This window comes from Burkholderia sp. HI2714, from assembly GCF_002223085.1.
Classification (GTDB): Bacteria; Pseudomonadota; Gammaproteobacteria; order Burkholderiales; family Burkholderiaceae; genus Burkholderia; species Burkholderia lata_D.
This window is the reverse complement of record NZ_NKFM01000028.1, coordinates 1-24,859: the sequence shown is the minus strand read 5'-3', so window position 1 is coordinate 24,859 and position 24,859 is coordinate 1. Positions and strand designations below refer to the sequence as shown.

General features: G+C 66.3%; 24 protein-coding genes and 1 pseudogene. 12 read left to right on the top strand and 13 right to left on the bottom strand.

The window, feature by feature from the left end:
- Nucleotides 1-165: 165 nt before the first annotated feature.
- From CFB82_RS15645 to kdsD, 11 genes are all read right to left on the bottom strand, one after another.
- Complete coding sequence (locus CFB82_RS15645; RefSeq protein ID WP_089484603.1) at nucleotides 166-801, bottom strand: LON peptidase substrate-binding domain-containing protein; 636 nt, start codon at nucleotides 799-801, stop codon at nucleotides 166-168.
- 27 nt (nucleotides 802-828) lie between these two features.
- Nucleotides 829-1,737, bottom strand: a complete 909-nt coding sequence (gene rapZ / locus CFB82_RS15640; RefSeq protein WP_089484602.1) for an RNase adapter RapZ — start codon at nucleotides 1,735-1,737, stop codon at nucleotides 829-831.
- 75 nt (nucleotides 1,738-1,812) lie between these two features.
- A complete protein-coding gene (gene hprK, locus CFB82_RS15635) occupies nucleotides 1,813-2,781 on the bottom strand; it encodes an HPr(Ser) kinase/phosphatase (protein ID WP_011353227.1) in 969 nt (322 codons plus the stop codon).
- Between the two features lie 129 nt (nucleotides 2,782-2,910).
- On the bottom strand, nucleotides 2,911-3,450 hold the full coding sequence (locus tag CFB82_RS15630) for a PTS sugar transporter subunit IIA (protein WP_011546240.1): 540 nt from the start codon (nucleotides 3,448-3,450) through the stop codon (nucleotides 2,911-2,913).
- 166 nt (nucleotides 3,451-3,616) lie between these two features.
- The gene (hpf, locus tag CFB82_RS15625) at nucleotides 3,617-3,976 is read right to left on the bottom strand and encodes a ribosome hibernation-promoting factor, HPF/YfiA family (protein ID WP_006477786.1); all 360 of its coding nucleotides are present in this window, start codon (nucleotides 3,974-3,976) and stop codon (nucleotides 3,617-3,619) included.
- Between the two features lie 159 nt (nucleotides 3,977-4,135).
- On the bottom strand, nucleotides 4,136-5,641 hold the full coding sequence (locus tag CFB82_RS15620; RefSeq protein ID WP_089484601.1) for an RNA polymerase factor sigma-54: 1,506 nt from the start codon (nucleotides 5,639-5,641) through the stop codon (nucleotides 4,136-4,138).
- A gap of 159 nt (nucleotides 5,642-5,800) precedes the next feature.
- A complete protein-coding gene (gene lptB, locus CFB82_RS15615) occupies nucleotides 5,801-6,577 on the bottom strand; it encodes an LPS export ABC transporter ATP-binding protein (RefSeq protein ID WP_011353224.1) in 777 nt (258 codons plus the stop codon).
- Nucleotides 6,574-7,239, bottom strand: coding sequence for a lipopolysaccharide transport periplasmic protein LptA (lptA, locus tag CFB82_RS15610; protein WP_069248887.1), 666 nt, complete (start codon nucleotides 7,237-7,239; stop codon nucleotides 6,574-6,576). Before lptA ends, lptB begins: the two co-directional genes overlap by 4 nt.
- Nucleotides 7,240-7,259: 20 nt before the next feature.
- Nucleotides 7,260-7,874, bottom strand: coding sequence for an LPS export ABC transporter periplasmic protein LptC (lptC, locus tag CFB82_RS15605; RefSeq protein WP_089484600.1), 615 nt, complete (start codon nucleotides 7,872-7,874; stop codon nucleotides 7,260-7,262).
- Between the two features lie 3 nt (nucleotides 7,875-7,877).
- A complete protein-coding gene (locus tag CFB82_RS15600) occupies nucleotides 7,878-8,414 on the bottom strand; it encodes a KdsC family phosphatase (RefSeq protein ID WP_069248885.1) in 537 nt (178 codons plus the stop codon).
- Entirely contained in the window at nucleotides 8,414-9,397 is a 984-nt protein-coding gene (gene kdsD / locus CFB82_RS15595; protein ID WP_089484599.1) for an arabinose 5-phosphate isomerase KdsD, read from the bottom strand. Before kdsD ends, CFB82_RS15600 begins: the two co-directional genes overlap by 1 nt.
- 125 nt (nucleotides 9,398-9,522) lie before the next feature.
- Here kdsD and CFB82_RS15590 point away from each other — a divergent pair, with 125 nt between their 5' ends.
- From CFB82_RS15590 to purU, 5 genes are all read left to right on the top strand, one after another.
- Entirely contained in the window at nucleotides 9,523-11,529 is a 2,007-nt protein-coding gene (locus tag CFB82_RS15590; protein ID WP_089484598.1) for a monovalent cation:proton antiporter family protein, read from the top strand.
- Nucleotides 11,530-11,611: 82 nt separating this feature from the next.
- A complete protein-coding gene (locus CFB82_RS15585; protein WP_069257596.1) occupies nucleotides 11,612-12,178 on the top strand; it encodes an adenine phosphoribosyltransferase in 567 nt (188 codons plus the stop codon).
- A 43-nt stretch (nucleotides 12,179-12,221) separates the two neighbouring features.
- A complete protein-coding gene (locus tag CFB82_RS15580) occupies nucleotides 12,222-12,836 on the top strand; it encodes a LysE family translocator (RefSeq protein WP_059233178.1) in 615 nt (204 codons plus the stop codon).
- A 6-nt stretch (nucleotides 12,837-12,842) separates the two neighbouring features.
- Nucleotides 12,843-13,709 (top strand): NUDIX hydrolase, encoded by an 867-nt coding sequence (locus CFB82_RS15575; RefSeq protein ID WP_089484597.1) that lies wholly within the window; start codon nucleotides 12,843-12,845, stop codon nucleotides 13,707-13,709.
- Between the two features lie 73 nt (nucleotides 13,710-13,782).
- Complete coding sequence (purU, locus tag CFB82_RS15570) at nucleotides 13,783-14,667, top strand: formyltetrahydrofolate deformylase (RefSeq protein ID WP_069248881.1); 885 nt, start codon at nucleotides 13,783-13,785, stop codon at nucleotides 14,665-14,667.
- A gap of 97 nt (nucleotides 14,668-14,764) precedes the next feature.
- Here the strand turns inward: purU and CFB82_RS15565 are convergent, their stop codons facing one another.
- Together CFB82_RS15565 and uvrA are read right to left on the bottom strand one after the other, a co-directional pair.
- The gene (locus tag CFB82_RS15565; RefSeq protein ID WP_069248880.1) at nucleotides 14,765-15,850 is read right to left on the bottom strand and encodes an AI-2E family transporter; all 1,086 of its coding nucleotides are present in this window, start codon (nucleotides 15,848-15,850) and stop codon (nucleotides 14,765-14,767) included.
- A gap of 260 nt (nucleotides 15,851-16,110) precedes the next feature.
- Nucleotides 16,111-18,996 (bottom strand): excinuclease ABC subunit UvrA, encoded by a 2,886-nt coding sequence (gene uvrA, locus CFB82_RS15560; protein WP_089484596.1) that lies wholly within the window; start codon nucleotides 18,994-18,996, stop codon nucleotides 16,111-16,113.
- 274 nt (nucleotides 18,997-19,270) lie between these two features.
- Here uvrA and CFB82_RS15550 point away from each other — a divergent pair, with 274 nt between their 5' ends.
- From CFB82_RS15550 to CFB82_RS15520, 7 genes and pseudogenes are all read left to right on the top strand, one after another.
- Entirely contained in the window at nucleotides 19,271-20,458 is a 1,188-nt protein-coding gene (locus tag CFB82_RS15550; protein ID WP_069248878.1) for an MFS transporter, read from the top strand.
- 101 nt (nucleotides 20,459-20,559) lie between these two features.
- Complete coding sequence (locus CFB82_RS15545) at nucleotides 20,560-21,117, top strand: single-stranded DNA-binding protein (protein WP_021162583.1); 558 nt, start codon at nucleotides 20,560-20,562, stop codon at nucleotides 21,115-21,117.
- 120 nt (nucleotides 21,118-21,237) lie between these two features.
- Nucleotides 21,238-21,786, top strand: coding sequence for a G/U mismatch-specific DNA glycosylase (mug, locus tag CFB82_RS15540; RefSeq protein ID WP_089484595.1), 549 nt, complete (start codon nucleotides 21,238-21,240; stop codon nucleotides 21,784-21,786).
- Nucleotides 21,773-22,396: a DNA-3-methyladenine glycosylase gene (locus CFB82_RS15535; protein ID WP_089484594.1), complete on the top strand. Its 624-nt coding sequence runs from the start codon at nucleotides 21,773-21,775 to the stop codon at nucleotides 22,394-22,396. The genes mug and CFB82_RS15535 overlap by 14 nt, the downstream gene beginning before the upstream one ends.
- A gap of 101 nt (nucleotides 22,397-22,497) precedes the next feature.
- Nucleotides 22,498-23,262 (top strand): ParA family protein, encoded by a 765-nt coding sequence (locus CFB82_RS15530; RefSeq protein ID WP_039345972.1) that lies wholly within the window; start codon nucleotides 22,498-22,500, stop codon nucleotides 23,260-23,262.
- 497 nt (nucleotides 23,263-23,759) lie between these two features.
- A complete protein-coding gene (gene phaP / locus CFB82_RS15525; RefSeq protein ID WP_089484593.1) occupies nucleotides 23,760-24,344 on the top strand; it encodes a TIGR01841 family phasin in 585 nt (194 codons plus the stop codon).
- A 292-nt stretch (nucleotides 24,345-24,636) separates the two neighbouring features.
- Nucleotides 24,637-24,859, top strand: a pseudogene (locus tag CFB82_RS15520) (acetyl-CoA C-acetyltransferase); the annotation flags it as partial.

Sequence of the window (24,859 nt, the reverse complement as noted above, 5' to 3'; positions counted from 1 at the left end):
GCTCGTGGCTTTTCGTCCCGACGGAAGTCCCCCGAGGCGGCCTGGCGCGAAGTGGCTGTTCGGGGCGCCGCGGAAAACGCCGGCCCGCCTTTTCGCCAGGAAGAAAGTCCCTCGTGGGATGCCGTCTCCCGGACAGCTCGGGCAAAGCGACAGGTCCCGCGCGTGCTATAGCCAGCCGTGCCGGTCCAGCACGTGGTGCACGGCGTCGATGCGCGCGCCGACGTCCGGAAACTCCATCAGCTTCTGCCGCGCGCGCAGGTCGAGCGGCAGCAATTCCGCGAGCCGGTTCGACACCCAGCTCGGATCGTCGAGGCGGAACGGTTCGACGAACGGCATTTTCTCCGGATCGGACTTCTTCAGCGCGTCGATGATGCGCTCGAGCACCTCGGCGCACGAGCCGAACTGCGCGAGCGACTGCTCGCCTTCGAGCGGGATGTCGTCGGGCAGCGGCTCCGCGATGCCGACCAGCAGCCCGTTGCCTTCGACGCGATACGACAGCAGCTCGAAACGCTGCGTGCCCACCGCCTGCAGGTACAGCATGCCGAATTCACCGGTATCGCACTCGGTGATGCGCGCCATGCAGCCGATGGTCTCGGGTACCGACACGGCGCCGTCCTGCGCGACTTCCGGCCCGCTCTTCAGCAGGCACACGCCGAACGGTGCGTCGTCGCGCAGGCACGCGCGGGCCATGTCGAGATAGCGCGCCTCGAACACCTTGAGCGGGAGCAGGCCCCCCGGAAACAGCACCGTATGCAGCGGAAACAGCGGCAGGTCGATCAGGGTGGTCGATAGGGAGGACATGGCGCGCGGGCGTTGGGGCGGGCGTCGCTAGGGTCGGTCGACCTCGGAGACGAGCCGCGACGACGCGTCGACATCCACTGGCGCGTCACGATGCCGCACGATCACGTTCGCGTCGTGCGCAAGGCGCGCGGCGAGCGTTTCCGCGATGAACACCGACCGATGCTGCCCGCCCGTGCAGCCGATGGCGACGGTCAGGTAGCTGCGGTTGTCATCGCGGAAGTGCGGCAGCCATTTCATCAGGAACGCATGGATGTCGTCGATCATCTGGTGGACGATCGGCAGTGCGTCGAGAAAGGCGATGACCGGCTGGTCGAGCCCGGTGAGCGGGCGCAACTGGTGGTCGTAGTACGGATTCGGCAGCGCGCGCACGTCGAACATCAGGTCGGCGTCGAGCGGCACGCCGCGCTTGAAGCCGAACGATTCGAACATCACCATCAGGTCGTTGTTCTTCTGCTCGATGAAGCGCTTGACCCACGTTCGCAGCGCGTTCGCGCGCAGCGTGCTGGTGTCGATCTGGTGGCCGAATTCGGCGAGCGGCGCGACGAGGAGGCGTTCGCGCTCGATCGCCTCCTCGAGCGACGACAGCAGGCCGACGTCCGCATCGTGCGACAGCGAGCCGGACAGCGGATGGCGGCGGCGCGTCTCGGAGAAGCGCTGGATCAGCGCCTGGGTGCTCGCATTGAGGAACAGCACGCGCACGTCGTGCTCGCGCGACAGGTCGCGGATCAGGCCGGGCATTTCGTCGAGCGACGCGCTCGAGCGCGCGTCGATCGCGACAGCGAGCCGGCGCTTGCCATCCTCGGCGAGGTAGCGGGCGAGTTCGGGGAGCACGTGCGGCGGCAGGTTGTCGACGCAGTAATAGCCTGCGTCTTCGAGCGCGTTCAGCGCGACGGACTTGCCTGAGCCGGAGATGCCGGTGATGAGGACGATGCGCATGGGAAGCAGAGAATCCTGACGTTTCATCATAGCACCGGCTCGACGCGTCGGCGTTGCGTGGCCGGCGCGTGCGGGTTACACCAGTTTGCCGGGGAACTGACTGTCGGGATCTTGCATCGCGAGTCGTTGCCGATCCATGAAATCTCGCAATGTGTCGATTCCGCGCAACTGCAGGATCGTGTTCCGGACGGCCGCCTCGACGAGCACCGCGAGGTTGCGGCCGGCCGCCACCTGGATCGTGACCTTGCTGATCGGCAGGCCGAGCACGTCGACGGTCTGGCTTTCGAGCGGCAGGCGCTGGAATTCGCCGTCGGGGCGCCGCACGAGCTGGACGATCAGCTTCAGCTTCATTTTCCGCCGCACGGCGGTTTCGCCGAAGATCGTCTTGATGTCGAGCAGGCCGAGGCCGCGCACTTCGAGCAGGTTCTGCAGCAGCGGCGGGCAGCGCCCTTCGACGAAATCGGGGCCAAGTCGGACGAAGTCGACCGCGTCGTCGGCGACGAGGCCGTGGCCGCGGCTGATCAGCTCGAGGCCGAGTTCGCTCTTGCCGAGGCCCGAATCGCCGGTCAGCAGCACACCCATCCCGAGGATGTCGATGAACACGCCGTGCAGCGTCGCGCGCGGTGCGAGGATGCGCGACATGTAGAGCCGCAGGCTGTCGATCACCGCGGCGGCCGACATCGGCGTGGTGAACAACGGGGTCGACGAGCGCGTACAGCGCAGCACGAGTTCGGGCGGCGCCGCGGCACCGCCGGCGACGACGAGGAACGGCGGTTCGAGCGCGATCAGCTCGGCCATGTGGCGCGAGCGGTCTTCGTCGGTTTGCCGCTGGTAGTAGTCGATTTCGGCTTCGCCGAGCACCTGGATCCGGTTCGGGTGGATCAGGTTCAGGTGGCCGACGAGGTCGGCGCTCGAGGTTGCATTGCCGACGGTGTCGGCCGAAAAGCCGCGCTCCCAGCCTTCATGCCCCGTCAGCCAGCTCAGTTTCAGCGTGGCCGCGTTGTCGTCGAAGATGCTCTGGGCGTTGATGCTGGACGTATCCATGACTCTCGTCACTCCAATGGGCCGGTGCGTGCGCGCGGCGACGGACGTCGCCATGCCGGGCCGGCGCCGGGCGGCCCTGAACGGCGGCGTGTGCCGCCGCGTACGGGAAAATATTCCGCCCGGATCAACTCAAGGTTGCCACTGAGTGAGCAGGCGATGCAACTCGGCGATATCCGTTTCGTTGTGCAGACGCTCGCGCGCGTCGCGATCGGACAGCAGTTGCGCGATTTCCGACAGGATCTCGAGGTGCTGCTGGGTGGCTTGCTCGGGCACGAGCAGGAAGATCAGGAGGCCGACCGGCTGGCCGTCGGGGGCTTCGAACGGGATCGCATCGGCGAGCCGGACGAACGCGGCGAGCGGGTGCTTGAGGCCCTTGATGCGGCCGTGCGGAATCGCGACACCTTCGCCGAGCCCGGTCGAACCGAGGCGCTCGCGCGCGAACAGGTTGTCCGTGACGGTGCTGCGGCCGATGCCGTTCTGATTCTCGAACATCAGCCCGGCTTGTTCGAAGACGCGTTTCTTGCTGGTGACCGAGAGGTCGATGACGACGTTCTCTATGGGCAGGATTTTGGCTAGGCGATTCATGTTGGCAGGCGATTGGGCGGCCTGGGGTCTCCTTGCGGCGGCGGACTGATTTTCCATGTTCGGCGATATCAAGGCATGTGGCATGGCAACGTGCAACGCAGCTACCGCATCCAACACCCCCGGCGATAACCGGAACATTATAGAGCACAGCCGCGTGCATGGCGCAGCACGGACGGACCGGTTGCACCTGCGCGCCGAGTGGCAAAAAAAACGCCCGGCGAACCGGGCGGCGTGCGTGTTGCGGTGACGTTTACTGCGGCGGCAGTTCGATCTGGTCGATCGACGGTTGCAGCTTGATCGGGTCGTGCGCGTGCGTTTGCAGGCGCTCCATGTGCTTGACGACCTGGCGATCCAGCTTGTCGATCAGCAGATCGATCGCTGCATACAGGTTACCGTTCGCGCTTTCGACGAAGATGTCCTTGCCCTTCAGGTGCAGGTTGATTTCCGCGCGCTGCTGCTTGTCCTTTTCCTTGTGGTTGTCGACCGAGAGGATCACAGTGCCATCGATCACCTGATCGCTATGCCGTAGCACCCGGTCCAGCTTGGTGATCACGTATTCGCGAATTGCAGGCGTGACTTCGAGATGATGTCCACTGATCTTCAGGTTCATAGTGCTTCTCCAAGCGAGTGACCACCCGGCCGCATCGAGGCGGCGCTCCGGTCGACTTGCCCGTGCCGCTCGAAGGCGGCGTATCGTGGACAGGTCGCCCGGCCTGTTCCCCGTGTGCGCGGTGGTCGGGACACGCCTGCCGCCGGGCAGGCAGCAGGCTTAAAGAGACTTGCGCAGATTCACTGCCGGGATCTTGAGGGCTTCGCGATATTTCGCGACCGTGCGGCGCGCGACCACGAAACCCTGTTCTGCCAGCAGCTCGGCAATGCGGCTGTCCGAAAGTGGCGATTTTGGGTCTTCAGCTCCTATCAGTTGCTTGATGAGGGCTCGGATGGCTGTCGACGAAGCGGCGCCTCCGGTGTCGGTCGAGACGTGAGATCCGAAGAAGTACTTAAATTCAAGCGTCCCGAACGGGGTCAGCATGTACTTCCCGGTTGTCACACGGCTGACAGTCGACTCGTGTAGGCCCAGCGTATCAGCTATTTCCCGCAAAACCAAGGGGCGCATGGCAATTTCACCGTGCGCAAAGAAGTTCTTTTGACGCTCGACAATGGCCTGCGCGACACGCAGGATCGTGTCGAAACGCTGCTGGATGTTCTTGATCAGCCAGCGTGCTTCCTGAAGCTGCTGCTTGAGCGAACCGGCCGACGGATCGCCGCGGCTGTTGCGCAGGATGTTCGCGTAGAGGCTGTTGATCCGCAGGCGCGGCATGACTTCCGGATTGAGCTCCGCGAGCCATCCCTGGCCGGCCTTCTTCACGATGATGTCGGGCACGACGTAGTCGGCTTCGGCCTTGCCGTACGCGGCGCCGGGGAACGGCTCCAGCGAGCGGATCAGCGTGTGCGCGTCGCGCAGCGCGTCGTCGCTCGCCTTCAGGTGCTTGCGCAGCCGCGTGAAGTCGCGGGCGGCGAGCAGTTCGAGATGCTGCGACACGATCTCGAGTGCGAGCGTGCGTGTCGGGGACGGATCGAGGCGCAGCAACTGCAGCTTCAGGCATTCGGATGCCGAACGGGCACCGACCCCGGCTGGATCGAAGCTGTGCAGCAGTGCGAGCGCCGCGTTCAGTTCGTCGCAGTCGATCTCCAGCTCGGGCGGCAGGTCGGCGAGCACTTCATCGAGCGTGGCGGTCAGGTAGCCGTCGTCGTCGAGCGATTCGATCAGGAACATGACGAGCGCGCGATCGCGCGGGCCGGCCTGCGTGACGCGCAACTGCGCGGATAGATGGTCGCGCAGCGACGTCGCCGCTTCCTGCACCTGCAGCGGCGGGAGGTCGTCGTCGTCGGATGCGCCGCTCGAGCGGCCGTATTCGTCGAGGTTCCACTGCGGGCCGTCGTTGCCGTCGCCGGATGCATAACCGTCGTATTCGTCCGCGCCGGCCGGCTCGTCGCGCTCGGCACGATCGCTCGACGAACTGCTGCCGTTGGTCGCAGCGGGCTCGGTGTTCTGTGCGGGAGGCGTCTGCGCGATCAACGATCCGTCCGCAGCGACACGCAGCGGGCTCGCGATCCATTCGTCGTCGTTCTCGAGCAGCGGGTTCTGTGCGACGGCCATCGCGACTTCCTGCTGCAATTCGAGCGTCGACAACTGCAGGAGCCGGATCGACTGCTGTAGCTGGGGCGTCAGCGCCAGATGTTGCGACAGGCGGAGTTGAAGGCTGGCTTTCATGGCAAGGAGGGAGTCATACCGGCAGTTTGCCACGACCCAGGCGCGTTGAGCCATCCGCGATTACGCGCGGCGCGCCGCCCGGCCGCGGGCATGGCCGCGAAGCGGGGCGCGGCCCCGCGCGGCGACGCCGGGCGGGGTGCAGCCAGCCACGAGGAGGAGTTACATCCGGAAGTGTTCGCCGAGGTACACGCGGCGTACGCTTTCGTTTTCGATGATTTCGCTCGGCGCACCGGCGGCGAGCACCGAGCCGTCGCTGATGATGTAGGCGTGGTCGCAGATGCCGAGCGTTTCACGGACGTTGTGATCGGTAATCAGCACGCCGATGTTGCGCTGTTTCAGGAACTTGACGATCTTCTGGATCTCAAGCACCGCGATCGGGTCGACGCCGGCGAACGGTTCGTCGAGCAGGATGAAGTTCGGGTTGGTGGCCAGCGCGCGCGCGATTTCGACCCGGCGCCGCTCGCCGCCCGACAGCGACAGCGCGGGGTTCTCGCGCAGGTGGCCGATCTGCAGCTCGTCGAGCAGTGCTTCGGCGCGCGACGAGATCGCGTCCTTCGACAGCCGCTTGCCGTCTTCGCCGTGCTGCAGTTCGAGCACCGCGCGGATGTTCTCCTCGACGGTCAGCTTGCGGAACACGGACGCTTCCTGCGGCAGGTACGACAGGCCGAGCGACGCACGCTTGTGGATCGGCAGCAGGCTGATCGAGCTGCCGTTCAGCGAGATCTCGCCCGCATCGAGCGGCACCAGGCCGACGATCATGTAGAACGACGTGGTCTTGCCGGCACCGTTCGGACCGAGCAGGCCGACGACTTCGCCGCTCTTCACGTCGAGCGACACGTCCTTGACGACCGTGCGCGAGCCGTAGCGCTTCTTCAGGTTGCGGACGACGAGCGAGCTCGTCGTGCCGGCCGGCTGGCGGTTCGGTAGCGCGTTCATTGGCCCGGCGCCCCCTGGATCGTGGTCGACGGCGACAGCTTTGCCGGCGCGCCGTTCAGCGGCGCGGGGCCGCCGTTCTTCGGCGACAGCATCGCGCGCACGCGGCCGTTCGGGTTGCCCGGCGCGGCGACGTCCTTGCCGCCCTTCGCGGTGTAGAAGTCGCGCTGGCCGTCGTACGTGATCACGCTGCCGTGCACGGTATCGGCGATGGTCGACGTACCCTGCAGTCGGCGCACGGTCGCGGCGGTGGTCAGCGTGGTCAGGTCCTGCTTGCCGTCGTAGTCGATGCGCTCGGCGTCGCCGTCGATGTACTCGTCGAGGCCTTCGCGCTTCTGGCGGAACGTCGCGTGCTTCTTGCCGCTGCCGAACGAAGTGGCGTACTGATAGCCTTCCGGGTCCTGGCGCACTTCGACGCGATCGCCCTTGATGATGATCGTGCCCTTCGTAATCACGACGTTGCCGGTTGCGACCGTGACCTGCTTCAGGTCGTCATAGGTCAGGTTGTCGGCCTCGACGTTGATCGGCTTGCTTTGGTCGGCCTTCTCGGCATGGGCGAGCGGCGCCAGCCCGATGAGCGGGAGCGCCACGAGCGTCGCGGCAAGCGCGGCGCGGACGGCGCGCGCAGCGCCGCCGGAAATCTGTCGAGGGAACGATTCGTTCATGCAGTCACGTGAGGGATGCGTCACTTGGGTTGACTTTTCGAGCCGCCGGACGTGTCCTGCGCGGCGATCGTGCCGCGCACGTTGCCGTAAAGCTCGATGACCCGGGTGACGTTGTTGTACTTCATGCCGTCGGTCGCGTTGACGAGCGACAGGCCGCGCTGAAGTTTAACCGGCTTTTCGGTCTGGATCACATCGTCATTGACGAAGATCCGGAAATGCTGGGAATCAGCCTGCATCTGCGGATCGCCGCCGCCGGCCGCGCGCAGGATGCGCGCGTCGTCGTACAGGTCGACGATCGACACGTCGCCGTTGACGGTGCCGCGCTTCGAGGTGGTCGTCACGACCGGCTTGCCGGGCTGGAATGCGCGCATGGCCGGAGCGGTCAGGTCGCTGTTTTCAGTGTCTTCGTAATGAATCAGCTTCGCTGCCGTCAGCCGGTACTGGGTCGAGCCGGACTGGTCGAGCTCGGTGACCGAGAAGTTGTCCGCGAAATAGTCGGGCGTATGGCGCTTCGGCTGCACGGTGCCCTCGCCGGGCGGCGGCAGCGTGGCCTGCAGCAGCCACCAGGTGACGCCCGCGAGCGCGGCGACCGCGGCGAGCGGCAGCAACTGGGTCCAGCGGAAATGCGTGTTCATCCGTCAGGCTCCGCAGGCGGCCGCGAGCAGCGCGTCGTAGCGGCGCTGCGCGCGCAGGATCGCGTCGCAGACTTCGCGGACGGCGCCGTGGCCGCCGCGGGCCTCGGCCACCCAGTGCGCGCGGGCGATCACCTCGGGGTGCGCGTTCGCGGGCGCAGTCGCGAAGCCGCAGCGCAGCATCACGGGCAGGTCGGGCCAGTCGTCGCCCATGTAGCCGCACTGGTCGGCGGTGAGGCCGAGCGAGGCGATCAGGTCGGCAAACACGGTGAGCTTGTTCTCGACGCCCTGGAACAGGTGCGCGATCTTCATTTCCTTCGCGCGCGCCGCGACGATCTCCGAGCGGCGGCCCGTGATGATCGCGGTCGCGATGCCGGCTTCGCCGAGCAGTTTCACGCCGTGACCGTCGAGCGAATTGAACGACTTCATCGCGTCGCCGGCCGCGGTAAACAGCAGGCCGCCGTCGGTCAGCACACCGTCGACGTCGAAAATCATCAGCTTCACGCGGCTCGCGCGTTCGGCCGCAGTCAGCGCTGCGCTCATCAGATCACCTTCTTCGAAAACAGGTCGTGCATGTTCAGCGCGCCGATCAGCACGCCGTCGGCATCGACCACCAGCATCTGGTTGATCCGGTGGCGCTCCATCAGTTCCACGGCCTCGACCGCCAGGTGATCCGGTGCAACCGTGCGCGGGTCGCGCGTCATCACGTCGGTGATCGGCAGCGTGCGGAAGTCGCCGTCGCGCGCGAGCACGCGGCGCAGGTCGCCATCGGTGAAGATGCCCGCGACCTTGCCGCCGGCATCGACCACGGCGGTCATGCCGAGGCGCTTCGCGGTGATCTGGAACAGGGCGTCCGACAGCGTCGCGTCGAGCCCGACGGACGGGACGTCGTCGCCCGAGCGCATCACGTCGCGCACGTAGGTGAGCAGGCGCCGGCCGAGTGCGCCACCCGGGTGCGAGCGCGCGAAATCTTCCGAGCCGAAGCCGCGCGCGTCGAGCACCGCCACGGCGAGCGCGTCGCCGAGCGCGAGCGCGGCGGTCGTGCTCGCGGTGGGCGCGAGGTTCATCGGGCAGGCCTCTTTCGAGACCGCGGCGTTCAGGTTCACGTCGGCGAGCGTGCCGAGGCTCGACCCTGCGCGGCCCGTGATCGCGATCAGCTTTGCGCCGATCCGCTTCACGAGCGGCAGGATCGCCACGAGTTCTTCGGATTCGCCGGAATAGGAGATGCCGATGAAGACGTCGTCGGAGGTGACCATCCCGAGGTCGCCGTGGCTGGCCTCGGCCGGGTGGACGAAGAAGGCCGGCGTGCCGGTGCTGGCCAGCGTGGCCGCGATCTTGCGGGCGATATGCCCCGATTTGCCGATACCGGACACCACCACGCGGCCGCGGCAGCCGAGCAGCAGCGCAACGGCCTGGACGAAGCCGCCGTCGAGCTGGTCGCGCAGCGCGCGCACGGCGTCCGCCTCGATGTCGAGCACGTCGCGGGCGAGCGCGAGCGCCCGGTCATCATTGATTTTCGCTATCATGCGCGGAGTATAGCAAAGGCGTTTGTTCGCCGCGCCGGGCCTTCGGACTCGTCCGAGGTCGCCTGACCACCGCCACCACCCGCGCCCGCATTGCCGTGGCCCCGACGAACGAGGACGCTTCGCCCGTGATTTCCCCGCTCGAAATGACCCTGCTGCTGCTGCTGGCCTCAGTGGTGGGCGTCGTCGTATTCCGTTCGTTGAACCTGCCGCCGATGCTCGGCTACCTGACCGTCGGCATCCTGGTCGGCCCGCATGCGTTCGGCATCGCGGCGGATCTGGAACGGGCCGAGCATCTCGCGGAATTCGGCGTGGTGTTCCTGATGTTTTCGATCGGCCTCGAGTTCTCGCTGGCGAAGCTGAGGGCGATGCAGCGGCTCGTGTTCGGGCTCGGGCTGCTGCAGGTCGTCGCGACGCTCGTGCTTGCGCTCGTGCTGGGCATGCTGTTCGAGCGCTGGGTGCACATCACGTGGCAGGGCAGCATCGCGCTCGGCGGCGCGCTCGCGATGTCGTCGACGGCGATCGTGTCGAAGATGCTCGCCGAGCGGCTCGAGATCGAGACCGAGCACGGCCGCAACATCTTCGGCGTGCTGCTGTTCCAGGATCTCGCGGTGGTGCCGCTGCTGATCGTGATCGCCGCGTTCGGCGCCGAATCGTCGAAGGACCTCGCGATCACGCTCGGCTTCGCGGCCGTCAAGATCGTGATCGCGCTCACGCTGCTGCTGGTCATCGGCCAGCGCTTCATGACGCGCTGGCTCAACGTCGTCGCGCGGCGCCGCTCGCAGGAACTGTTCGTGCTGAACCTGCTGCTCGTCACGCTCGGCGCCGCGTTCATCACCGACCGCTTCGGCCTGTCGCTCGCGCTCGGCGCGTTCATCGCGGGGATGCTGATCTCCGAGACGCCGTTCCGCCATCAGGTGGAGGAGGACATCAAGCCGTTCCGCGACGTGCTGCTCGGCCTGTTCTTCGTGACGACCGGGATGCTGCTCGACCCGCGCGTGATCTGGGAGCACCCGTTGCTCGTGCTCGGTTTCTTCGTCGGGCAGATCCTGTTCAAGGCGACGATGATCGCCGGGCTCGCGCGGCTGTTCGGCGCGACACCGGGCGTCGCGATGCGTACCGGCATCGGGCTCGCGCAGGCCGGCGAATTCGGCTTCGTGCTGCTGAACCTGATCCTCGACCGGCATCTCGTCGATTCGACGCTGCTGCAGGCGATCCTCGCGTCGATGCTGCTGTCGATGCTCGCGGCGCCGTTCCTGATCCAGAACGCCGACCGGATCGTGATGCGGCTGTCGTCGACCGAATGGATGCAGCAGTCGCTGCAGATGACGCGGATCGCGACGCAAAGCCTCAAGCAGCGCGGCCACGTGATTATCTGCGGCTACGGCCGCGCGGGTCAGAACCTGGCGCGGATGCTCGAACAGGAAGGCATTTCGTACGTCGCGCTCGACCTCGACCCCGATCGCGTGAGCGCGGCTGCGACGGCAGGCGAATCGGTCGTGTTCGGCGACGCGGCGCGCCGCGAGTCGCTGCTCGCGGCCGGTATCCACCGCGCGGCGGCGGTGGCGATCACCTACGCGAACACGCCGTCCGCGCTGCGCGTGCTGCATCACGTGCACGAACTCGAGCCGACGCTGCCGGCGATCGTGCGCACCGTCGACGATGCCGATCTCGAGAAGCTGCTCGCGGCCGGCGCGACCGAGGTGATTCCGGAGATCGTCGAGGGCAGCCTGATGCTCGCGTCGCACACGCTGGTGCTGGTCGGCGTGCCGATGCGCAAGGTCGTGCGGCGCGTCGAGGAAATGCGCGACGAACGCTACAGCCTGCTGCGCGGCTATTTCCGCGGCGCGGACGACGCGGACGACGACGATCACGAGCAGGTGCGGCTACAATCGGTGCCGGTCGATGCGCGCGCGGACGCGGTCGGGCGTTCGCTGGAAGAACTGGGGCTGTATGCACTCGGGCTCGAAGTCACGGCGATCCGCCGGCACGGCATCCGCGGCGTCGAACCCGATCCGCAAACCAAGCTGCGCGCGAGCGACATCGTCGTGCTGCGCGGGCTGCCCGAGGCGCTCGCGCTCGCGGAGGAGCGGCTGTCGCGCCATCGGCGCGAACCGCCAGCCGCGGCCGCCTGAGCCGCGCCTGGTTTGATAACCTGACCCGTATTTATTCGAAACGGTGCCCGATCTTCGCGCACCGTTTTTTTCGGAGAGTTTCATGCCGCATTCGTCGTCGGGCGCACCGCTCGATCCGGTCGCCTTCATCCACAGCCAGATCCGCACGGTGCCCGACTGGCCGCAGCCGGGCGTGATGTTCCGCGACATCACGACGCTGCTGCAGAGCCCGAAGGCGCTGCGCATCCTCGTCGACCTGTTCGTCGAGCGCTATGTCGATGCGAAGCTCGACTACGTCGCGGGCCTCGATGCACGCGGCTTCATCATCGCGCCGATCGTCGCGTACGAGCTGAGCGTCGGCTTCGTGCCGATCCGCAAGGTCGGCAAGCTGCCGTACAAGACGCGCTCGGAATCGTACGACCTCGAATACGGCAGCGCGACGGTCGAGATCCACGAAGATGCGTGCAAGCCCGGCGATCGCGTGATCATCATGGACGACCTGATCGCGACCGGCGGCACGATGATGGCGGGGCGCAACCTGCTGCAGCGGCTCGGCGCGGAAGTCGTCGAAGGCGCGGCGATCATCGACCTGCCCGATCTCGGCGGCTCGGCGCTGCTGCGCAACGCGGGGCTGCCGGTTTATACCGTCACCGAATTCGCCGGCCACTGAACGCCGGCCAGCCTGAACTTCCACGTTACGCAGCGAGGTCACGATGCCCAACTTCATGCTGTTTCTCGCCACGTCGATCGCGATCACGTTCGCGCCGGGGCCCGACAACCTGCAGGTGCTCGCACGCGGCATCTCGCAGGGCCGCGCGGCCGGCTTCGTCGCCGCGCTCGGCTTCACGGCCGGGATCCTGTTCCACACGACGCTCGCGGCGCTCGGCGTCGCGGCCGTGCTGCGTTCGTCGCCGGTCGCGTTCCAGATCCTGAAGCTCGCGGGCGCCGCATACCTCGTGTGGATCGGCATCAAGGCGCTCCGCAGCCAGGGACTCTCGAATGCGCATGCGCGCCCGCCGCAGCCGCTCGGCACGATCTTCCGGCAGAGCGTGATCGGCAACCTGATGAACCCGAAGGTCACGCTGTTCTTCGTCGTGTTCCTGCCGCAGTTCGTCGATCCGCACGGCGCGCAGAGCGTGACGCTGCAGATGTTCGAGCTCGGCGCGCTGTTCATGCTGCAGACGGCCGCGGTCTTCTCGCTGTTCGGCGTCGGCGCGGGCATGATCGGCGCGTGGCTGAAGCGCCGCCCGAAGGCCGGCGTGTGGCTCGACCGGATCGCCGGCGCGACGTTCATCGCGATCGGCATCCGCGTGGCGCTGAAGGACTGACAGACGATGACGTTTCCGTGCATTGCGGCCGCGCGCCACTTCGATCCCGCTGCGCACCTGCGTTTCGAGATTGCCGGCCAGGCGGTCGGCTGGGTGCGCCGCCAGGACGTCGCCATGCTCGCCCGCTGGCCCGACGTGTTCGAGCTGACCGGCGAGCGTGTCGTGCTGTCGTCGCGCTACGACTCGGTCGACGCACGCAGCATGGCGCTGGCGAGCGCGATCGGCGCGCTTGCGGCCGAAGGCGCGATTCCCGGCTGGCGCGACGAGATCTACGCGATCCGCAACCGCTTCGACGATCCGCCGCTCGCGTACATCGAGCGCGCCGCGTCGCGCTTCTTCGGTACGCGGACTTACGCGGTGCATCTGAACGGCATCGTAGAATATGCGGTTGCGCCGGGCGAGCCGTCCGCCGCGGCCGCCCCGCAAATGTGGCTCGGCCGCCGCAGCGAGACGAAGGCAACCGACCCCGGCATGCTCGACAACGTCGTCGCGGGCGGAATCGGTTGGGGCCTGGGCGTTCACGAGACGCTCGCGAAGGAATGCTGGGAAGAAGCCGGCATTCCGGCCGAACTGGCCGCGCGCGCGGTCGCGGGCCGCGCGGTGCAGGTGCTGTGCTCGCTGCCGGAAGGCACGCAGTCCGAACTGATCTTCGTGTACGACCTGCGGCTGCCGCGCGACTTCGCGCCGCGCAACCAGGACGGCGAAGTGGCCGAGCACCTGCTGGCCGGCGTGCCCGAGGTGATCGGCTGGCTGCGCGCCGGCCGCGCGACGATGGATGCGAGCCTCGCGACGCTCGACACGCTGCTGCGCCACCGCTGGATCCCGGCGGCCGACGCGGCGGGCATCGACGCCCTGTTCGCACCGGCCGCGTGACGCGTGCCGCGCACGCATCCTGGTGGCGCGAACGGGCAATTTGACGAATACGGAAACGAAGGGAGTAGCGGTCATGCCGACCGATCACAGCTTTATCTTGAAACTGTCGTGCCCCGACCGGCACGGCATCGTCCATGCGGTCTCGGGCTTCCTGTTCGAGCGCAGCAACAACATCCTCGATTCGGCGCAGTTCGGCGACAGCCGCACCAGTGAGTTCTTCATGCGCGTGCATTTCGAGCAGGACGGTGGCGGCGCGGATGCCGCGACGGCGCTCGACACGTTGCGCCGGGAGTTCGCGCCGCTCGCCGAGCAGTTCTCGATGCGCTGGGAAATGCATGACGCGGCCGTGAAGCCGCGCGTCGTGATCATGGTGTCGAAGATCGGCCACTGCCTGAACGACCTGCTGTTCCGCTACCGCACTGGCCAGCTGCCGATCGAGATCCCGGCGATCGTGTCGAACCACAAGGAGTTCTACCAGCTCGCCGCGAGCTACAACATCCCGTTCCATCATTTCCCGCTGATCGGCGGCTCGTCCGATGCCGCGAAGGCCGCGCAGGAAGCGCGCGTGCTGGAAGTGATCGACGAGCACCAGGCCGATCTCGTCGTGCTCGCGCGCTACATGCAGATCCTGTCGCCGAATATGTGCCAGCAGCTCGCCGGCCGTGCGATCAACATCCACCATTCGTTCCTGCCGAGCTTCAAGGGCGCGAAGCCTTACTACCAGGCGTTCGATCGCGGCGTGAAGCTGATCGGCGCGACCGCGCACTACGTGACGACCGATCTCGACGAAGGCCCGATCATCGAGCAGGAAGTCGAGCGCGTCGACCACAGCATGACGCCCGACCAGCTGACCGCGATCGGCCGCGACGTCGAATGCGTGACGCTCGCGCGCGCGGTGAAGTGGCACGTCGAGCACCGGATCGTGCTGAACGGGACGAAGACGGTCGTGTTCCGCTGATTTGCCGATTGCCGGCCGTCGGCTGGCAATTACAAACAAAAACGCCGCGCCCTTCACGGGGCGCGGCGTTTTTTTATCGCTTCAGACGCGGGCTGCTTCAGATCAGCCGCAGCAGGTACAGCTCGCGCTTCAGGTACGCATAGAAGATCGGCGCGGCGATCACGCCCGGCAGCCCGAATGCGGCCTCCATGATCAGCATCGCGAGCAGCAGCTCCCATGCGCGCGACTCGATCTGGCCGCCGATGATCTTCGCGTTCAGGAAGTATTCGAGCTTGTGGATGACCACGAGGAACGCGAGCGATGCGATCGCGGTGCCCATGCTGACCGACAGCGACACGGCGACGATCAGCGTGTTCGAGATCAGGTTGCCGATCACGGGCAGCAGGCCGACGATGAACGTGACGAGCACGAGCGTTTTCGACAGCGGCAGCCGCTGATGGAAGATCGGCAGCGCGACGAGCAGGTAGATGCCCGTGAACACCGCGTTGATCGCCGAGATCTTGATCTGAGCGAACACGATCCGGCGGAATGCGTCGGCGAAGCGCGACACGCGCGTGACGAGCGCCGTGGACAGCGGCCGGCGCACCTTGCCGTGCTCGACGCCGATCGCGATCATCGCGCCGATGATCATCCCGAACAGCACGTGGCCGAAGCCGCGCGCGACGCTCTTGCCGCTTTGCTGGAGCTGGTCCATGTGCGAGTGCATCAGCACGGCCGCCTTCGTCTTCATCTGCTCGACGTCGACGGGCAGCAGGTTCGCGATCCAGGCCGGCGTGCGGGCGCGGGTCTGCTCGACGATCTGCATCAGCTGGTCGAGCAGGCTTTGCAGGTTCGGCACCGTGCGCTCGAAGTGTTCGATGATGCCGATCGTCAGGCCGGTCAACGCGCCGACGATCGCGATCGACAGCAGCACGACGGCGACCCAGCGCGCGCGCATGCTCGTGGTGTGGCGTTCGATGACGGGGGCGATCGTGTGGATCAGCTGGTAGACCAGCAGGCCGGCCAGCAGCCCGCCGAGCAGCTTGAGCTCGATCACGAGCCACATCGCGAGGATCGCGATCCCATAGCTGCCGATCTCGAGTGCCGACAGCTTCGGCAGGCTGAAGTCGCTCGTCAGCCGCACGCTGCGCAGGTGCGGTTCGCGATTCTGCGCATCGCGCGACGAGTCTGGTTGCTTCTCCATCGTGGATTCCTGTCGTTCGTGTGTCATGCCGCGGAATGCGCGGCAGAGCCGTGTTCGCCCGGCGCCGCACCGGATTGGTGCGTACGGCGAACCTTACGACCGTAAAGTATAGCCGCCATTATGGTCCGCAACGGGGCCGTTTGGCGCATGGTGTAAACGCAGGAGGGAAAACGAGAAGGGGCCGGTTCGGCGGTGCGGAGGGGCGCGCGGCCGGGCGGCCGCGCGCGGGAGGGGAGGCAGGCGGGGGCAGGCGGGACGCGTCAGCCGGCCGCGACCTTGCGGGTCGTGCGCTTGAGCAGCGGCGCGAGGTATTTACCGGTAAAGCTCGCCTTCGTCTTCGCGACCTGCTCGGGCGTGCCCTGCGCGATGATCTGGCCGCCGCCGGCACCGCCTTCGGGGCCGAGGTCGATCACCCAGTCGGCCGTCTTGATCACGTCGAGGTTGTGCTCGATGATCACGACCGTGTTGCCCTGGTCGCGCAGCCGGTGGATCACTTCCAGCAGCAGTGCGATGTCGTGGAAGTGCAGGCCGGTGGTCGGCTCGTCGAGGATGTACAGCGTGCGGCCGGTGTCGCGCTTGGAGAGCTCGAGCGACAGCTTCACGCGCTGCGCCTCGCCGCCCGACAGCGTCGTGGCCGACTGGCCGAGGCGGATGTAGCCGAGGCCGACGTCGAGCAGCGTCTTCAGCTTGCGCGCGATGACCGGTACCGCGCTGAAGAACTCGTACGCGTGCTCGACCGTCATGTCGAGCACTTCGCTGATGTTCTTGCCCTTGTACTGCACTTCGAGCGTTTCGCGGTTGTAGCGCTTGCCGTGGCACACGTCGCACGGCACGTAGACGTCCGGCAGGAAGTGCATTTCCACCTTCAGCACGCCGTCGCCCTGGCACGATTCGCAGCGCCCGCCCTTCACGTTGAACGAGAAGCGGCCCGGATCGTAGCCGCGCTCCTTCGAGGTCGGCACGCCCGAGAACAGCTCGCGGATCGGCGTGAACAGGCCCGTGTAGGTGGCCGGGTTCGAGCGCGGCGTGCGGCCGATCGGCGACTGGTCGACGTTGATCACCTTGTCGAAGTGCTCGAGGCCCTCGATCGCCTCGTGCGGCGCCGGCTCGGCCGACGAACCGTACAGGTGGCGCGCGACCGCGTGATACAGCGTGTCGTTGATCAGCGTCGACTTGCCGGAGCCCGACACGCCGGTGATGCAGGTCAGCAGGCCGACCGGCAGCTCCAGATCGACATGCTTCAGGTTGTTGCCGTGCGCGTCGACGATGCGCAGCATCCGCTCCGGATCGGGCGCGAGCCGCTCGTCCGGGTATTCGATCACGCGTTTGCCGAGCAGGTACTGGCCCGTCAGCGACTGCGGATTCGACTGCACCTGCTTCGGCGTGCCTTCGGCGACCACGACACCGCCGTGCTCGCCCGCGCCGGGGCCCATGTCGACGACGTAGTCGGCCGTGCGGATCATGTCTTCGTCGTGCTCGACGACGATCACCGAGTTGCCGAGGTCGCGCAGGTGCTTGAGGGTCGCGATCAGGCGGTCGTTGTCGCGCTGGTGCAGGCCGATCGACGGCTCGTCGAGCACGTACATCACGCCCGTGAGGCCCGAGCCGATCTGCGACGCGAGCCGGATGCGCTGCGCCTCGCCGCCCGACAGGGTTTCCGCGCTGCGTTCGAGCGACAGGTAGTCGAGGCCGACGTTGTTCAGGAAGGTGAGGCGCGCGACGATTTCCTTGATGACCTTGTCGGCGATCTCGCGCTTCGCACCGTCGAGCGACAGGCCGTCGAAATAGCCGAGCGCGTCGCGCAGCGGCCAGCCGCTGATTTCAAAGATGCCGCGCGCGTAGTCGCCCGTGCCGATCCGCACGTGGCGCGCTTCGCGGCGCAGGCGCGTGCCGTCGCACGACGGGCACGGCTGGTTGTTCTGGTACTTCGACAGCTCTTCGCGCACCGCGACCGAATCGGTCTCGCGGTAGCGGCGCTCGAGGTTCGGGATGATCCCCTCGAACACGTGCTCGCGGATCGTCGTGCGGCCGCGCTCGTTGATGTACGAGAACGGGATCGTCTGCTTGCCCGAGCCGAACAGCAGCACCTTCCGGATCTTTTCCGGCAGATCCTCGAACGCGGCGTCGATGTCGAATTCGTAGAACGCCGCGAGACTCTGCAGCATCTGGAAATAGAACTGGTTGCGGCGGTCCCAGCCTTTCACGGCGCCGGCGGCGAGCGACAGCGACGGGTGCGCGACGACCCGTTTCGGGTCGAAGAACGTGATCTGGCCGAGGCCGTCGCATTCCGGGCACGCGCCCATCGGGTTGTTGAACGAGAACAGGCGCGGCTCGAGCTCCTGCAGCGAGTACGAGCAGATCGGGCACGCGAACTTCGAGCTGAACAGGTATTCCTTGTCGGTATCCATCTCGAGCGCGATCGCGCGGCCGTCGGCGAGGCGCAGCGCCGTCTCGAACGATTCGGCGAGCCGCTGCTTCATGTCCGGGCGCACCTTGAGACGGTCGACGACGACGTCGATCGTGTGCTTGTCGTTCTTCTTCAGCTTCGGCAGCGACTCGACCTCGTAGATCTTCGCGACACCTTCGTTCGCGGCGCCGCCGCCCGAGCGCACGCGAAAGCGCACGAAACCCTGCGCCTGCATGTCCTCGAACAGCTCGGCATGCTCGCCCTTGCGGTCCGCGACGACGGGCGCGAGGATCATCAGCTTGGTTTCCTCGGGCAGCGCGAGTGCGGCGTCGACCATCTGCGACACGCTCTGCGCTTCCAGCGGGATGTCGTGGTCGGGGCAGTACGGCGTGCCGACACGTGCGAACAAAAGTCGCAGGTAGTCGTGGATTTCCGTGACCGTGCCGACGGTCGAACGCGGGTTGTGGGACGTCGCCTTCTGCTCGATCGAGATCGCCGGCGACAGGCCTTCGATCAGGTCGACGTCGGGTTTCTCCATCAGCTGCAGGAACTGGCGGGCATACGCGGACAGGCTTTCGACGTAGCGGCGCTGGCCCTCGGCATAAAGGGTATCGAACGCGAGCGACGATTTCCCCGACCCGGACAGCCCGGTAATCACGACCAGCTTGTGGCGCGGCAGGTCGAGATTGACGTTTTTCAGGTTGTGGGTACGCGCCCCACGGATACGGATCTGTTCCATGAACCTGGCGAAAATGGAGGGAACCAAACCTGCTACTATAACGGCTTTTCGAGGCCGTCGTTCGGGGTCCCCAGCCTTAGCAGCAGGTGGCAGCAAGATGGCGCCTGCGCCGGGAAAAGTGGCCGCAGCGGCCGCGCCGCGCGGTCCCGGGCGGCCTGCGGGCTGCCTGAATCCTGCCCCGACGTGTTGCCGGCCAAGCCTCCCGGGCCGCTGGTCCTGATCTTCCGCCGCCCGGTGTCGGGCGGACATTCCGATCATTCGAAATTCATTCCCGATGTCCAATCCGTCTGCCACGTCTTCCCGCATGACCGCGCCCGAATTGCGCGCGACCACGTCGCTCGCGGCGATCTTCGCGCTGCGCATGCTCGGCCTGTTCATGATCATGCCGGTGTTCTCGGTCTACGCGAAAACCATCCCGGGCGGCGACAACGTGCTGCTCGTCGGCATCGCGCTCGGGGCCTACGGCGTCACGCAGTCGCTGTTCTACATCTTCTACGGCTGGGCATCCGACAAGTTCGGCCGCAAGCCGGTGATCGCGACCGGCCTCGTGATCTTCGCGATCGGCAGCTTCGTCGCCGCGTTCGCGCACGACATCACGTGGATCATCGTCGGCCGCGTGATCCAGGGGATGGGCGCGGTGTCGTCCGCGGTGCTCGCGTTCATCGCCGACCTGACCTCCGAGCAGAACCGCACGAAGGCGATGGCGATGGTCGGCGGCTCGATCGGCGTGTCGTTCGCGGTCGCGATCGTCGGTGCGCCGATCGTGTTCCACTGGGTCGGGATGAGCGGGCTGTTCGCGATCGTCGGCGTGCTGTCGATCCTCGCAATCGGTGTCGTGCTGTGGATCGTGCCCGATGCGGCCAAGCCCGTGCACGTGCCCGCGCCGTTCGGCGAGGTGCTGCACAACATCGAGCTGCTGCGCCTGAACTTCGGCGTGCTGGTGCTGCATGCCACGCAGACGGCGCTGTTCCTCGTCGTGCCGCGCCTGCTCGTCGACGGCGGCCTGCCGGTCGCCTCGCACTGGAAGGTCTACCTGCCGGTGATGGGGCTCGCGTTCGTGATGATGGTCCCGGCGATCATCGTCGCGGAAAAACGGGGCAAGATGAAGCCAGTGCTGCTCGGCGGCATCCTGGCTATCCTGATCGGCCAATTGTTGTTGGGCAGCGCGCCGCATACCATCCTGATTGTGGCGGCGGTTCTTTTCGTCTACTTCCTCGGCTTCAACATCCTGGAAGCGTCGCAGCCGTCGCTCGTGTCGAAGCTCGCGCCCGGTTCGCGCAAGGGCGCGGCCACCGGTGTTTACAACACCACGCAGTCGATCGGGCTCGCGCTCGGCGGCATCGTGGGCGGCTGGCTGCTGAAGCACGGTGGCGCCAATATGGTGTTCTACACGTGCTCGGGGCTCGTTGCCGCGTGGCTTATAATCGCGGCCAGCATGAAAGCGCCGCCGCGCAAGGCCTGAACTCATTTCGGGCAGGCACCGGCGGCGCTCGCCGGCTTGCCCGGCGGGCCGCACCGACAGCATGAGCGGGCGGCCCGGCATCGAATTTACTGGAGAAACACATGGCATCCGTCAACAAGGTCATCCTCGTCGGCAATCTCGGCGCCGATCCTGAAGTCCGTTACCTGCCGAGCGGCGACGCGGTTGCGAACATCCGTCTCGCGACGACCGACCGCTACAAGGACAAGGCGAGCGGCGATTTCAAGGAAATGACCGAGTGGCATCGCGTCGCGTTCTTCGGTCGCCTGGCGGAAATCGTCAGCGAGTACCTGAAGAAGGGTTCGTCGGTCTATATCGAAGGCCGCATCCGCACGCGCAAGTGGCAGGGTCAGGACGGTCAGGATCGTTACTCGACCGAAATCGTCGCCGACCAGATGCAGATGCTCGGCGGCCGCGGTGGTGCGGGCGGCGGCGGTGGCGGCGGTGACGAAGGCGGTTACGGCGGCGGCTACGGTGGTGGCGGCGGCGGCGGCCGTGGCGAGCAGATGGAGCGTGGCGGTGGCGGCGGTGGTCGTGCCGGCGGCGCAGCGCGTGGCGGTGCAGGCGGCGGCGCGCAAAGCCGTCCGAGCGCACCGGCAGGTGGCGGCTTCGACGAGATGGACGACGATATTCCGTTCTGATCGGCAAGTCGGCATCCCGCATCACGATGGGCCCGAACGTCCGAGTCAAGCCAGTTGCTTGGCCCGGGCCTTCGGGCCTTGTTTCGTTTACGTCGATGTTCCTTGCGCGCCAGGCAAACCGTGGCTGACGAACTTTCCGACCTCATCGCTCCGCATCTCGACGTGTTGTTCTGCGGGATCAACCCGGGCCTGACCGCGGCCGCCACCGGGCATCACTTCGCGGGGAGAAGCAACCGCTTCTGGCGCGTGATCCATCTCGCGGGCTTCACGCCGGCGGAAATCTCGCCGCAGGACGATCACGCGATTCTTCAATATGGTTGCGGCCTGACCGCGGTGGTGAAGCGGCCGACCGCAAGCGCCGATCAGCTTTCGCGCGCGGAATTCATTGCCGCGGCCGCGGAGTTCGACCAGAAGCTGGCGCGTTACAGGCCGCGCTTCGTCGCCTTTCTCGGCAAGGCGGCGTACTCGGCGCTTTCCGGGCAGCGAGAAATCGAATGGGGGCTGCAACCGGCCCGCATGCAGGGGGCGAGCGTCTGGACGCTGCCCAATCCGAGCGGGAGAAACCTCGCGTTCAGTCTCGACGACCTGGTCGACGCATACCGTCAGCTTCGTCTGCAGGCGAAGGCCGTTTCCGGTCTTCAACCGGAGTGGCAGGATGCGGCGCGGTGAAACCGCGCGTCGGTGGCCGGGCACCGTGCTGCCCCGCGCATTCTTCGACCGAGTCGCCACCGACGTCGCGCCGCAGCTGCTGAACAAGATCCTTGCGGCCGCGGACGGCCGGGCCGGGCGGATCGTCGAAGTGGAAGCCTATGCCGGCGCGATCGACCCGGCTGCGCATACCTATCGCGGCAAGACGCCGCGCAATGCGACGATGTTCGGGCCGCCGGGGCACCTGTACGTCTATTTCACGTATGGCATGCACTGGTGCTGCAACTGCGTGTGCGGCCCGGATGGCACGGGAACGGGCGTGCTGATCCGTGCGCTCGAGCCGCTGCACGGGCTCGAGCAAATGCGTGCGGCGCGGCCACCGCGGACGCGCGATCGCGACCTGTGCAGGGGACCGGCGCGGCTGACCCAGGCGATGGGGATCGGCGGCGCGCAGGATGGTGTCGACCTGATCGGTGCGCGCGAAGGGTTCGCGATCGTCGACGATGGCATCGCGCCGCCCGCCGATCCGGCGGGCGGGCCGCGCATCGGCATTCGTGTCGGCACGGATCTGCCGTGGCGCTGGAGCGTGCCGGGCAACCTGTACGTATCGGGGCCAGTGACGCGCCGCTGATACCCTCCGTGCCAGATGCGCACAATTCGACCTGCGTCACGCGCCCGCCATTATTGACCGGCTAAGCTTGCCTTTTCGACGTGATCGATCGAGGAGACACAATGCGGCGGGTCGTATTCAACCAGAAGGGCGGCGTGGGCAAATCGACAATCGTCTGCAACCTGGCGGCGATCAGCGCGAGCGAAGGGCTGCGCACGCTCGTCATCGACCTCGACGCGCAGGCGAACTCGACGCGTTACCTGCTCGGCGACGCTGCAGCCGACGCGCAGCCAGGTGTCGCTGATTTCTTCGAAACCGCACTGACCTTCAACTTCCGCCCGGTGGACGTCGCGTCGTTCATTCATCCGACCCCGTTCGAAGGGCTCGACGTGATGCCCGCGCATCCGGAGCTCGACACGCTGCACGGCAAGCTCGAGTCGCGCTACAAGATCTACAAGCTGCGCGACGCGCTGAACGAGCTCGACACCTACGACGCGGTGTACATCGACACGCCGCCCGCGCTGAATTTCTATACACGCTCGGCGCTGATCGCGGTCGAGCGCTGCCTGATCCCGTTCGACTGCGACGATTTTTCGCGCCGTGCGCTGTACACTCTGCTCGAGAACGTGAAGGAAATCCAGCAGGACCACAACGCGGCGCTCGAGGTGGAAGGGATCGTCATCAACCAGTTCCAGCCGCGGGCGAGCCTGCCGCAGCGGCTGGTCGACGAACTCGTCGAGGAAGGGCTTCCGGTGCTCGCGTCGAGGTTGTCGGCGTCGGTGAAGATCCGCGAGTCGCATCAGCAGTCCAAGCCGGTGATCCATCTGGAACCCGGGCACAAGCTCGCGCAGGAGTTCCTCGCGCTGCACCGCGAACTGGCCGGCTGATCTCTCGCCTGCCTGACGAACCCGCGGCCGCATCATGCGGCCGTTTTTTTGCGATCGTAATTCATCCGATCATTTATTCCGTCATTAATAATCCCGAAAACGATTTCATAATAAATCCAGAAAAAACGATTACATAAGTGACCGCTCCATTTTCAATGCGCCCCGGTTTTCTAATAAACGGAATAATGAATTGGTAAATGTTGCGCGACATCATGAAGTTATCCTGTAAAAAGGTGAAAATGCATTGCGGGACAGAGTAACGCGCGGTGTCGTCTGCGATGTCGGCGCACCACGGGTTCCAGCGGTCATCCCGGACTAAAATAAGGGTTTATACCTAGCATTAATGCCATTTAATTGACAATTAATCGATCTAGAATGGGCTCCTTCAACTTCCCCCGCTCAAATGAGTGACGGGTTGTCAATAAGGAGGCCCGCTGTCGATCCGGCTTCCAATTTTCCTTACGTCGTCTCTCGCATTGCTAACAGGAGCGTGCCCGATGTCCGTATTTGCCCCCGAAAAAATCAACGCCGAATATCAAGCCGGTATTGCAGCGTGGTTTGCGATTGCCCGTCCGGCGATCCAAGGTTTCGAGGCTGTCGTCGAACTCAACGTGCAAGCGGCCCGGACGGCGCTCGAGGAGTACGAGGACAAACTGAAGAACGCATTCAACAGCAGCAACCCGGCCGTGGGCTTCGCGCAGCAGGTCGCCGTACCGCAGGAAGCAGCCGGCAAGGCCGTGTCGTACGGCCGCCATCTGTTCGACATCGCCGTGTCGACGCAGGCCGAATGGGCGAAGGTCGCGCAAGCGCAATACGAACAGAACGACAAGCGCCTGAAGGACGTGCTCGGCGAACTGTCGAAGCATGCGCCGGCCGGCTCGGCGCCGGTGGTGGCCGCGCTGAACTCGGCGCTGTCGGCGGCGACCGCCGCAGCCGATTCGGTTCGCGCCGCGACGGGTCAGGCAATCGAAGCTGCACAGAGCGGTTTCGATGCGGTCAGCGAAACGGCCACGCGTGGCGCGAAGCAAACGGCTGCCGCCGCACGCAAGGACGCCGCGGCCGCACGCGATTCGGCTGCGTGATCGCGTAGCCACGCAAGCACGTGTCGCGCATGAGTGCGACACGATCGATCGGCGCCGGATGGCGCCGGACGCCGCGTGTGCCGCGTGGCGTCCGGCGAACCTCCGGTTTGCCGCAAGACGCCGGTGAACCGGCGAGCCGTACCGGTGTGCCGCCCGTTCGAACGGACGGCGCGCGCCGTATGGCGGCGTGCGACCGCAATCGAGCCGAGTGGCCCGAAATGCGCGATCGCCAGCCAAGGCCGGCACGCGCCGGCGTCAGAACGACCAACTGATTTCGATGCAGGAACTGGACATGACGGATGTAGTGATCGTATCGGCCGCGCGGACCGCGGTCGGCAAATTCGGCGGCTCGCTTGCGAAGATTGCGGCGCCCGAGCTGGGCGCGACAGTGATCCGCGCGGTGCTGGAGCGTGCGGGCGTGAAGCCCGAGCAGGTCAGCGAAGTGATCATGGGCCAGGTGCTGACGGCCGGTTCCGGGCAGAACCCGGCACGGCAGTCGCTGATCAAGGCCGGGC